The 2,109-nt window shown below is 63.5% G+C and carries 1 protein-coding gene and 2 pseudogenes; all 3 read right to left on the bottom strand.

Translation table 11 applies throughout. The annotated features are described in order from the left end of the window. Positions 1 to 541 (bottom strand): annotated as a pseudogene (locus AB0E98_RS33490) (DEAD/DEAH box helicase); the annotation flags it as partial. Then, on the bottom strand, positions 538 to 1,200 hold the full coding sequence (locus tag AB0E98_RS33495) for a hypothetical protein (protein WP_361710255.1): 663 nt from the start codon (positions 1,198 to 1,200) through the stop codon (positions 538 to 540). The pseudogene AB0E98_RS33490 and the gene AB0E98_RS33495, both read right to left, overlap by 4 nt. Before the next feature lie 20 nt (positions 1,201 to 1,220). Beyond that, positions 1,221 to 2,109, bottom strand: a pseudogene (locus tag AB0E98_RS33500) (ATP-binding protein); the annotation flags it as partial.

Below are 2,109 nucleotides of genomic sequence, written 5' to 3' on the forward strand. Positions count from 1 at the left end.
GGGTCGCTTTCAACTGGAAGCGCGCCAGCTTGTAGCTTCCCACGTGGGCCGCTGCCACAGAGTGCTGGAGGTCGCGCCAGTGATCAAGATTGGCCAGGTCGGCCAGGGCGACATCCGCGGGAATGTCACGGCGGGGGTAGCGGCGTGGGGCTACGTGGAGCCGGTAGTCGGCAACCAGTCGCTTCTGCTGCCGCCACCAGCCTCGTTCCGGCGGCGTGGACCATCCGCGTACGAAGAGTTGCCGGAGCCCAGCAGTCAGCCTCAAGGTTTCTGCCATGCGGGTGCGGTACCGCGGTGGAGAGACGACGGGCACCGGCACCTCGAGTAGCAGGGCCCGCTCGAGGCACTCCTCAAGAACCTCGTCGGGTGAGGCGCCGGATGGTGCGTCTTGCCGTGTGAGAAGTAGTTCGTCGATGGTCTCCAGAACCTCGGCCTCGGAAAGCGAGCCTTCCGTTACACCCCATGAGAGCAGCGGGAGTTCGCAATCTTCGAGTCGGTTGAGGAGAGCATTGGCGAATCCTTGACCGAAAAGCTGTGTCACGCGCCCTTCCTTGTCAGTGAGACCTGGCCGTCCATGGCGAATTCGCGCAGGAGGGCGATTTCCTGATCTGTGATGTCACGGAGTGTCGGTGCGGGCCGACTGTCGAGGCGTTCGAGGAGCGCGAGTAGTTCGGCTGGAGGCTCCTTTGCATCGCGCAGCGACTCGGCAAGCGACTCCCACTTGGTCATGAACAGCGTGATGTCGCCCGTGGTCACCGTTTTGGCTGATGCCGCCCGCTCCAGGTCCACGCGACGTGACCGAGCCGATGCTTGCTCTTGCGGAGGCAGCATCGGAATCCTGGCCAGGGGAAGAGCGGCGAGACGTCGACCAGACCACTCGACCCACGCCGCTAGATTCTCTTCACGAATGGCCGTGGCTGCTTCCTGCACCTTGCGCTTGGCCGTATTGAAGGCTTGGTCGCCGGGCCATCCGTTCTCAGCCCGCCGAGTGAACGGCTCCAGTCCATCGCTGGCTGCCGGCAGGCTCGCTACGACTGCTGCGCCCTGGTCCTTCAAGGCAAGCGCCACAGTGACTTCCCTGCGAAGCTCTGCCAGGCGTGCCGTCAATTCGCTGATACGTGACGCAACCCGGGCTGCTTCCTTCTCCCCAGCCGCGCCCTCAGACAACTGTCGTGCACGGTCCTGCAGTTGCAGCGCCATCTCGTAGACGGGTCTTTGTGTCATTCGTTATCCCCCTCCTGCGCGACGGGAGCCTCGGTCGTCTTCCAAGAGGCAGAGGCGAGGTGCGCTACCCCACTCCATTCACCGAGCACCGTTTGCATGGCGAGAGAGACGCTGTCGATGGCAGTGGTACCCGCTCGCGCTTCAGCCCTTCTCAGCGCAGCTTCCAGCCACGATTCGCTCTCGGAGAGTAGGAGAAGGATGTCTTGAATGCTTGTGCCGCGATCCTGCGCTGCCGCAGCAAAGCGAGCGGCCTGGCGGACACGGTCGGTTCGACTTTCATCTGATGCCCGGGCGAGGTCGTCTTCCAGTTCGGAGACCTTGCTCCATTCGGCCTGCCTGCCTCGCTCAAGAAATTCCTCGAAACGGAGTGTCTGATCAACTCCGAGGGGCATCAGCCCATTGACTTCCTTGGCCGCGGCGAGAGCGCCCTCAATTGCGGAGAGGGTGTGTGCACTGTTGGTTCCACGAGGGTGACGGCTCCGGATCTCGCCCAACAGCCGTTCGAGCTCGGCGAGTTGAGCGTCCACCAGCGTCGGAAGCGAGGCAAAGCCAGTTACTGCCTTCTGGACCCAAGACGGAACCTGCGTCCGGTCGACCGTCCATTCCCATTGAGACGCCGCTTGCCTCAGCAGGGGAAGCACTCGGGCAGCGTCGATCATCCTCACCGCTCCGGTCACACCCTGGGCGACACCCACGGCTTCCTTGAGTCGATCGACGAGAGCAGGACGCGCATCGAGGTGACGCTTCAAGGCGTCGTTCCACTGCTTTGTGCGCAGCGCGACGTCTGTCCGCTCCCATCCCTGGCCTTCGTCCAGGACCGCAGTCAGTAGAGCAGCGGTCTCCATCCCTGGGTACGCCTGACCAGCGAGCATCGCTCCCAGCAGG

It is taken from the genome of Streptomyces sp. NPDC037389, from assembly GCF_040636475.1.
GTDB classification, from domain to species: domain Bacteria; phylum Actinomycetota; class Actinomycetes; order Streptomycetales; family Streptomycetaceae; genus Streptomyces; species Streptomyces hesseae.

Excerpts from the sequence above, each read along its gene's own strand:
- AB0E98_RS33495 (WP_361710255.1), bottom strand. The coding sequence starts at position 1,200 with ATGGCGCTGCAACTGCAGGACCGTGCACGACAGTTGTCTGAGGGCGCG.